This is a genomic window from Luteibacter sp. OK325, assembly GCF_003050935.1.
In the GTDB taxonomy this organism is placed as follows: Bacteria; Pseudomonadota; Gammaproteobacteria; order Xanthomonadales; family Rhodanobacteraceae; genus Luteibacter.
Genome location: NZ_QAOX01000011.1, coordinates 149,992 through 159,474, shown reverse-complemented (window position 1 = coordinate 159,474; position 9,483 = coordinate 149,992). Strand labels below are relative to the sequence as shown.

At 63.8% G+C, this 9,483-nt stretch carries 4 protein-coding genes; all 4 read right to left on the bottom strand.

Annotated features, from left to right (window positions below):
• Positions 1-415: 415 nt before the first annotated feature.
• Positions 416-4,171 carry a translocation/assembly module TamB domain-containing protein gene (locus C8J98_RS19800; RefSeq protein ID WP_107915270.1) on the bottom strand — a complete coding sequence of 1,252 codons (3,756 nt, stop codon included), beginning with the start codon at positions 4,169-4,171 and terminating at the stop codon, positions 416-418.
• An 11-nt stretch (positions 4,172-4,182) separates the two neighbouring features.
• Positions 4,183-5,949: an autotransporter assembly complex family protein gene (locus C8J98_RS19795; protein WP_107915290.1), complete on the bottom strand. Its 1,767-nt coding sequence runs from the start codon at positions 5,947-5,949 to the stop codon at positions 4,183-4,185.
• Positions 5,950-6,047: 98 nt separating this feature from the next.
• A complete protein-coding gene (locus C8J98_RS19790) occupies positions 6,048-8,684 on the bottom strand; it encodes a glycosyltransferase (protein WP_233260307.1) in 2,637 nt (878 codons plus the stop codon).
• 316 nt (positions 8,685-9,000) lie between these two features.
• Positions 9,001-9,468, bottom strand: coding sequence for a Dps family protein (locus C8J98_RS19785; protein ID WP_063573606.1), 468 nt, complete (start codon positions 9,466-9,468; stop codon positions 9,001-9,003).
• Between the last annotated feature and the right edge of the window lie 15 nt (positions 9,469-9,483).

Here is a 9,483-nt window from a genome sequence, read left to right as displayed (position 1 = left end):
CGACAGGCCGAATACATAACCGCGACCGCGCTCTGTTGCTACATCACGTCGAAGGACCTTGCCAAACGGGAGGCGTCCATACATGCCGTATGATCGATGGCAGCCACGAGTGACTTCTAGATAGTTAGTTGTGGTCAGTGGTCCGGAGGTGTTACTAGCACCCTCGGGTCGCGCTTCTCACCGCATCGAGCGATGGTTGTCTGTGACGCATGCAACGGCGAATGCACAGGCAACGAAGCGACCGCAACAAAACAATGTTGAGTCGTCTGTAGGGCTCGCGTTGATTGACGTGGATCAACGCTCCTGAAAGAGAAAGGCTCTTGCGGGCCTTTTCTTTGGGTCAGATAAATCGGGGTGAGGCGGGCTGGTTTTCGCCGCTGAAGCGGCTCCTACAGGGAGCGACGAGCCGCTCTGCTTATCGTTCGAGGCGGTAGTTCAGGCTTGCCCGGCTGAAATCCGTCGCGTTCTGCGCCTCGAAGTTCCACTTCCTGCTGAAGAGATATCTCAGCGTGATTACCTGGCCCGGGTCGAACAGGCCGACGCCATAGCTCAGGTACAAACGTGGTGAGAGATACTTGCCGACGGTGAATGCCGAGGTGCCGCCGAGCGCATCGTTGTTCGATACGCCGATATCGTCGACGCCGATCCTCGAACCGACACGCTTCGCCAGCAGATCGCCCGCCGCCGAACCAAGTGCCTGCGCAGCTGCGCCGACCATGTTCCCTTCGCCACCACTAACCTGCGACAGCGGCTTGCCGGTGACGAGGTACGAAAGAGCGTCGGACTGTTCCATCACCGGGTTGGAGAACACCGTGAGGATCGGTCGCTGCGCGGTTCCGGAAACATAGAGTCCCACCGTCTGGCCATCGGCAATGGTGGCATTCGGGTTGAGCGCACGCGCGGCACGGATGTTAAGGCGCGGATTGTCGATGGGCGTGGTCGCGAACAGTAGCTGGCCCTGCTGGATCTTCAGGTCCTGCCCGTAGGCCTTATACGTACCGTCCACACCGATCTGTCCCTGGCCTGTCGTCGCGCGGCCGGGGCGTTCGCGCACGTCGAGCTGTCCGGTGATACGGCCGTCGATACCGAAGCCGACGAGATGGACTTTGCGCCCGAGGTCGACGCGGATATCCGCCGAGATGGGCGACGCTTCAGCGGCGGCTTCCCGTTGCTTGTCGTCGATGACGACGACATCCGGCGAGGCCTTCGTGGCACCGGCGCCGGGCAGACGCTCGACATTGACATCCGCCATGTCGACATTGAGCTTGCCGGTGACGTTCATGCCCGTGGCATCCTGCACAATCGTGATGTCCGGCGAGACGACGGCCTTGGCGGCGGGAATATCCACGGCGGTGAATTTCGAGCCCTGGATGCCGAGGCGCATCTGCGCACCGGCGCCGAGTGCGGCCGTGCCCTTGATGCCTAGCGTGCCATCGCCGGAGTGGATCGTGCCGTCGACGGCGTAGTTCTTCGCGTCGGCGGTCGTCACACTGATGCGGCCGTCCTTGAGCTTCAGGCCGGCACTCGGGACTTCCGTAGCGAAACCGGCGAGCAGCGCCTGCCCGGTGATTGCTGGTGCGGCGACTGTTCCACCCAGGTTGAAGTTCGCATCAAGTCCGCCCTTGACCTCGTCGAGCTCACTGGTAAACAGCTCGATGACACCAAGGTCGGCCAGGCGCAGTGCGATGGTGCCGCCGAGTGCCTGCTGCGCGCCACTGATCGAGACATCGCCATTGAGCGAGCCGCCCTTGTTGAACGCCGCACGAACCGTGACACGCTGGCTGCCCGGCGAGAGCTGCACATTAGCGGCGAGGTTGTCGTAGACCAGCAGCGGCTCATCGCTGCGGTCAGTAAAGGTGATGGAGCCGTGCGCACTGGTGACGTTAGCCTGGCCCGACAAGGCGCCTGCAGCCGTGCGCCGGATACTGCCGTCGCCTTCGATCATGCCGTCGGCACGGATCGGGCTGCTCGATGCTTCGACGGCCGTCTTGATCAGTGCGAGTGGCAGCTTGCGCAGGCGATAGCTGGCGTCGAGGTTGCCGCCCTTGTCCTGCTTCGCGGCGACGCAGAGCAGGGGTTCGCCGGCGGTGAGGCAGAGTTCGCTCATGCTTGCCGCGCCATCCTTCCAGGCAAGCTGGCTGGCGTTCTGCAGGTGCCAGCGGGGCAGTCCCTGGTAATCGATGTTGAGCGTGGACAGCGTGCCATTCCACGCGCCGTCACGCAGCGCGCCGGAAAGCTGGAGGTCGGCAGCAAGCGGACGGCCTGTCGCGTCGATGCTGAGCTGGTGCTTCTCCTGCGTGCCGTTCGCGTTCACGGCAAGGCGGTCGAAGACGAGACCGCCCGAGGTTACCTGCGTACCGACGATGGCGACTTTGCCGCCGGGCTTGCTGATATCGGGGACATCGGCGTCGACGGTAAGCGCATCGACCTTCAGCCCGGCGTAGACCAGGGCGCTGCCGCGCACGTTCGCCTTCACCGCCAGCTTCGGTACGTTGCCCTTGGCGGAGACATCGCCCTGGATGCGGCCGCCGGCATCCGGCAACCAGTCACCCAGTGAAGTGATCGCCAGCTTCAGGTTCGCGTCGTTGGCACGATCGCCCCTGGCGTCGAGATGAACCGTGCTGCTGCCCGAGGCGAGATCGAGCGTGCCGTTGATCACTTCGTTGGGCTTCAGGGTGAGCTTGCCGTAGCCATGCAACTGCCGCTTGCGCAGCGTGCCGTCGAGCTTGCGGAGCTCGAGCGTGCCGAGCGGGCCATCCTTCGCTATCTGCCCTTCGGTGGAGAGATCGACATTTAGCGCGCCGGGCCAATCGGCGAGCAACCCGCTGGGATCGAAGCGTTCGCCCTTGAGATCGAGCTTCCACGCAAGCTGGGGCTGCAGGGTCAATGTGCCATTCGCGGCAAGGACGCCGTTGCCGTTCGGCTGCTTCAGCTGCACGGTATGCAGGTCGATGATGTCGGGCTTGCCGTCCACGTCGAGGGTGAACTTGCCGATGTGGTCCGGTGGTCCGATGTCGACGTTACCGGCGGCGTGATACGCCTGTGCGCTGCCCTTGAAGGTGAGCTGACCGGCGCTGGCGAGGTCCTGACCCGCGACATTCGCGGGGACGAGTACGTCCTTCCAGCTCAGGGCGAGGTCTGCCGAGACCGGTTGCGCCGCGATCTCCACGGTGCCGCGTGCGGTCAACGAGCCTTTGACCTGCGGCGAACCCACGGTGAGCTCGTCGAGGGTGAGTCGCTTGTACTCGTGATCGAAGGCAGCTTTCACCGGTGTCAGGCGCACGACATAATCGTTGAGATCGAGATCGCCGGTGAGGTCGGCGTGGTAGCGATCGCCCGAACCCCGCAGGGCAACGCCAAGCGCTTGCAGGCTGCTGTCACCGATCAGCGGCTTGGGGTCGAAGCGTGGCGCATCGATCTTCGCCGTCCACGCGAAGTCACCGCTCTGTACGAGATTCGCGTCGACCTGGGCAACGAAGGGCAGGCTGAGCTTGACGATGGTGCGCGCCTTCGCACCGTCGCTATGCGCTTCGAGATCGCCCGCGTAGTCGATGTCGCCGACCTTCCAGCGGAAGCTGGCCTTGCCGTCGCCCTTGTATCCCTTGCCCACGGCGAGCGTGCCGCCGAGATCGGCCTGGCCGTCGGGTGCGCGCAGCGCGAGGGTTTTCAGCGCGATGCCTTTCGATGTCCACGAACCAACCAGATCCAGCGAGTTCGACTCGAACAGTGGCTGACCCGCCTGGGTCACCTTCACGTGGCCGACCTTGACCTTGTCGAGCACGATGTCGAGTGGCGGCTCGAGCGAGAACGGTTCCGATGCGGTGTCCGGCTCCGGTTGGCTCGGCGGCAGCGCCACGTCGATGCCGTCCGCCGTCAGGTCGTAGACGTGCGCGCGCTTGCGCAGCAACGAACCGAACGAGAAGTCGAGATGCGCTTTCGCAACACGCACATCCATGCCCTTGCCGTCCCGGTAGCGCACGCCAGCGAGGTCGAGCGGGCCGGCAAGACGCCCTTCGGCGTGCTCGATCGTGAGCGCGTTATCGGTAAAACCCTGCGCACGAGCCAGCGCAAAACGAAGGCCGGAGGCGCTGCCGACCAGCCACCACACGCCGAGCACGACGATGAGAAGTAGCACGCCGAAGGCTACGCCAATGCGGATCAACCATTTCATGCCGGTGCTCCTCACAGGTCGGGCCCGATGACGACGTGCAGGTGGATACCGTGCGACTCCTTGTTGCCGACGGGTACGGCAAGGTCCGCGCGGATCATGCCGACCGGCGAGAGCCAGCGTACGCCCAGGCCGGTACCGACCAGTGGCTTGTAGTCGGTGCCGGTGAAGGCGTTGCCGGCGTCGACGAAGGCGGCCATGCCCCAGTTGCGCGTGAAGTAATGCTCGACCTCGGTGCTGCCCACGAGCAGGTTCTCACCGCCGATGACGCGGTCGTAGGCATTCTTCGGACCGATGCTTTCGAAATCGTAACCACGCACGGAGCGATCACCGCCGGCGAAGAAGCGCAACTGCGGGGGCAGGGCGCTGAAGTCATCGGTCCAGATTTTGCCGGCCGTGCCGCGGAGAATCAGCCGGTTGCGGCCCCAGAACGACTGGATCCATTTGGCGTCGCCCATCAGTTCCGAGAAGCGTGCATCGGAGAGCAGGTCGCCGGCCGTGCTGCGCGCGGTAAGCGTGAGCGACCAGCCGCTGCGCACGAAGGTCGGATTGTCGCCTTTCTTCCGGCTCAGCGTGACTTCGGGGTAGAGCAGGGTGCTCCGGCCGTGTTCGAGACCTTCGGCGTTGTCGCCTTCGCCACCGCGCTTACCGACGGTGAACGTGCCGGACAGCACATTGATGCCGATGGTGCGCGTCCAGCCATGCCAGAGCCGTGTTTCGTTGGCGACCAGCTGAATGGTGCGCGACTTCGATGTCACGGTGTTGGCATCGCGGTAGTTCGCGCCGAAGTTGAAGCTGCGCTGGTTCGGACCAGGCATGGGGATCTGGTAGAGCGTGGAGATGGTCTTCAGGCGTTGCGCCATGACGATCTGGTTTTTCCACTTGTGCCCGCGGTCGTTTACCCAGCGCCTTTCGACGCCACCCTGAAGTCCCGCGCCCGTATCGGTACCGAAGAACGGCCCGCCGGTGTAGATCGTACGCTTGGCGGGTGCCAGTTCCACGTTGATGTCGATCGTGCCGTCCTTCGCGTTGTCCGTATCGGGCATGACATTGACCACGGCGAAGTAGTCGGCACCGTTGAGCGCCTGCTGCAGGTCGAGCAGCTGGGTCTGCGAAAAGTAGTCGCCGCTCTTGAACGGCACGTAGCGGTCGAGGAAACCGTCGCGGAACTGCGAGTTCTCGAAGTGGATCTTGCCGTAGCGGTAGCGCTTGCCGGTCTCCCAGGCCAATTCGACCGTCGCGCTGTGCTCCGCGCGGTTCACCTCGACACGATGGGTGACGAGCTTCGCGTCGAGAAAGCCAGTGGCGGTGAGTGCGCCGCTCACGGCGTCGCGGGCAGCGTCATATTGGCCGTCGTTGAGCGTTTTGTCCTTGAGGCCATTGACGCCGCGCATGGCACGGGCGACGGGCGGGAGCCTGGCGGTCTCCTTGTCGATACTGACATTGACCGACTTCACGATGACCGGGAGGCCCGGAACCACGTGCAGGGCCACCTGCCAGTCGTTGCCGACCTGCTTGATGTCGCCTGTGGCGGTGGCTTCGTAGTAGCCGTAGGGCCGTAGTGCCGCCTGGACTTCGTCGGGTGCCTTGTCATAGAGGCGCCGGATCTGCGCGGCGGTGGCATCACGCTTGGCGTACTGGCTGAGTTCGACACCGGCGACGACGGCGTTCTTCAGGTTTTCATCGACGCCGTCCACGGTGACGACGACGCCGGCATGGGCGAGGCAGGGCAAGAGGAACCACGGCAGAAGCAGCAGTCCATGGCGTCTGGTTCGGCGCATGAGCATCCCGTTCCGGTCGTGATCCACACGAAGTCTTCATAACTTACAGCGCGCGGCGTGCAGGGTCGATACACAAACGTGAACGACCCTGCGCTTGTTCAGCCTGCTTCGTCACCGGCACGGTGCGCGATCCAGGCGCCGGCGAGCGCCGACACGTACGGAATGGACTGCGCGGTGAGGATGAACATCCACAACGTGCTCTCCACATAGCTCGTGCCGTAGTGCAGCGCCATGCCGACCACCGCGCAGAGCAGGGCGATCGCCATGAGACCTTCCTCACGCACGGGCGCAAAAGCGGCAAAACTGCTGCCACCCATGCGGCGGCTCTTCGCGGTGACCACGAAGGCGGTCTTCTCACGCGTCAGGCCGTGCAGGATGCCGCGGGCGATGGCGTGCGACAGGCCCATGCTCGCCACCGACGCCATGATGGTGTCGTACCAGCTGCACGGGACGCGGGCGCGATAAAGCACGAAGCCAAAGATCGCCTTGGCGAAGAAGAAGCCGATCACGGGAATCAGGAACAGCTGCATCGGCAGGTTGAAGTACTGCGGTGCGTAGATCATGCCCGCGGTCCACAACAGGCCCATCATCGTGAAGATGAAGTGCAGTGCGTCGGCGAACCAGCTGAACCAGCCGGTGAGGAAGTGGAAGCGTTGTCCGGCGGAGAGCGGCCCCTTGCGGGTCATCCAGCTCCAGCGGCCCTTGAGGATCTGCATGGCGCCGAAGGCCCAGCGATAGCGCTGGCTCTTGTACGCCTTGAAGTCGGCAGGGGTCAGGCCCTTGCCCATCAGTTCGTCCACGTAGACCAGCTCGTAGCCCGCATGCATCAGGCGCAGGCCGAGCTCGGCGTCCTCGCAGATCGTCCATTCCGACCAGCCACCGGTGCCTTCCAGCGCGGAGCGGCGCACCATGGTCATCGTGCCGTGCTGGATGATCGCGTTGCGCTCGTTGCGATGATGCATGCCGATGCGGAAGAAGCCGTCGTATTCCCATGCGGTCATGCGACGGAAACGGTTGTTCTCGAAGTCGCGGTGGGCCTGCGGGCACTGCACCACGGCCACCTTGGAATCATGGAAATAGCCGGTGAGCGCGGCCAGCCAGTCCTCGCGGACTTCGTAGTCGGCGTCGATCACGGCGACCACGTCGGCACGCTCGTCCGTGGCGGTGAGGCCGAAGTTCAGCGCGCCCGCCTTGTAGCCGGGCCAAGGCTCGAGATGGAAGAAGCGGAACTTCGGGCCGAGCTTTTCGCAGTAGGCCTTGACCGGCTCCCACACCGCGGGGTCCTTGGTGTTGTTGTCCAGCACCAGCACTTCGAAGTTCTCGTAGTTCAGCGCGGCCAGCGAATCCAGCGTAATCGCGACCATCTCCGGCGGCTCGTTATGGCACGCCAGGTGGATGGAAACGAACGGCTGCTTCTCGACCGGATCGTAAGGCAGCATGCCGGCGTGCCGGATCCAGCCGCGACGCCACAGCACTTCGGTGAACTCGAAGCCGTTGATGAGCAGGATGGCGAGGATGGCGATCTGCGCCGGGAACAGCAGGATCAGCATGGCCCAGTCGAAGGGGCTCAGGTAGAAATTGAACGGCAGGGTGGCCGACCAGACAATCAGGCCGCAGGCCAGCTGGAGCAACGCCATGAAGAACAGGCGGCCCATCAGCTTGAAGCGGCGGAAGCGGCTGCCGAACCAGACCATCGGGAAGAAGGCCAGGATTGAGGCGGCAAACGCCTTCCACGGCCAGCTGGTGTCTTCGGTCACCGGGCCCTTGAACGGGAATTTCAGCTGGCGATCGGCATTGAACATGCCCCAGTACGCACCGGTGCGGCCTTCGCCCAGGTTTTCCTTCCACGGCTGGTCGATGGCTTCGAGGACGTAGTAGTCGTCGATGCCCTTGCGCTTGGCCATGTTGAAAAAGTCACGCAGGAAGATCGCTTCGTTAGAAACGGTCGGATACGCGTACTGGAAGCGGTCGCCGTTCGACGGCCAGCCGATCTCGCCGATGACAATGTGCTTGCTTGGGAAGCGGTGCTGCAGCGCCTGGTAGCTACCGTCGCTGTCCTTGCTGCCGTCGGCGTCACGCGTGCCGATCGAGTCGGGCACGGCGTCCTTGCGGTCGATGCCGTTCCAGTAGGGGAACAGATGGACCGTGATGAAATCGACGTGATCGGCCAGTTCCGGGTATTGGATCCAGACGTAGAACGGCTCGGCGATGGAGACCGGCTGGCGCACGGCGGCGCGCACGCGGTCGAGGTAAGCCATCATCTGCTCGGGCTTGAGGTCGCCGCGGAACAGCACCTCGTTGCCGACGATCACACGGGAGATGGTCTTCGGATAGCGGTGGGCCTGGGCAATCAGCGCGTCTATCTCGCGCTCGTTGTTTTCCAGGCGGGTGTCGATATTGGCGCCCGCCATCACGTCCAGGCCTTCCTTCTCGGCCAGGCGGATCGTCTGCGGGTTCTCCAGCATCGAATAGGTGCGGATGCGCGGCGAATAGCTGCGGACCAGGTGCAGGTCGCCGGAGATTTCCGGGTCGCTGGAGAGGTCGCCCCTCATCGGGTTCTGGTAGCGCTGGTAGGCCGTGAAGGCGAAACCGGAGATGGGCCCGTTCCAGTCGTCCGGGCCGCGCGGGATGTTGCCCAGGAACCACAGGCCCACGTTGAGGCCCGCGACTAGGACCGCCAGCAGCAGCGCGGTGAGGATCGGATGGCTTCGTTCGGTCGTGGTAACAGCGCTCAAAAACAATCCCCGGACCGGTCGGCCCCCAAGTGGCATCAAGTGAGGTAACCGGGGGAGCTTAACGAACGGGGCGTTATGGCTCAACGCATGATGGATGGACCGGTCAGGCTGAACTCAGAGAGAGGGGTGTTCCGGGGCTGTACTAACCCGGTGTGAGGGCACTGTCAGGCCCATGTGGGAGCACTGCCAGGCCCGTGTGGGAGCACTGCCAGGCCCATGTGGGAGCCGATTTATCGGCGATCCCGCGATAGCGGGCAGGGTGCGGCGAGCACCCTTTCGCCGCTGAAGCGGCTCCCACATGGAGGTTTGGCGCTTCTTACTTCAGCAGCGAGCGGAGCATCCAGGCGGTCTTCTCGTGGTCCTTCAGGCGGCCGGTGACCATGTCGGCGGTGCCTTCGTCACCGGCGGCCTCGGCGCCCTTGATGGTGTCGCGCGCCGTCGCGGCGGCGATTTCGTGGCCTTCGACCAGCTGGGCCACCATATCCTTCCACTCCGGCACGCCGGCTTCTTCCTTGATCGAGGTGAGCTTGCCGAACTGGCTGTAGGAGCCCGGTGCGAACACATCGAGGATGCGGATGCGCTCGGCCACTTCGTCGGCCGCCAGCCACAGGGCGTTGTATTGCACCTCGAACATGGCGTGCAGGCTGTTGAACTGCGGGCCGGTCACGTTCCAATGGAAATTATGTGTCTTCAGGTACAGCGAGTAGGTGTCCGCGAGGAGCTTGGACAGGTGCTTCGCGACCGCTTCACGGTCTTTCTTGGCAATACCGATATCGATGGCCATGCTGCGACTCTCCTT

Excerpts from the sequence above, each read along its gene's own strand:
- C8J98_RS19800 (WP_107915270.1), bottom strand. The coding sequence starts at position 4,171 with ATGAAATGGTTGATCCGCATTGGCGTAGCCTTCGGCGTGCTACTTCTC.
- C8J98_RS19795 (WP_107915290.1), bottom strand. The coding sequence starts at position 5,949 with ATGCGCCGAACCAGACGCCATGGACTGCTGCTTCTGCCGTGGTTCCTC.
- C8J98_RS19785 (WP_063573606.1), bottom strand. The coding sequence starts at position 9,468 with ATGGCCATCGATATCGGTATTGCCAAGAAAGACCGTGAAGCGGTCGCG.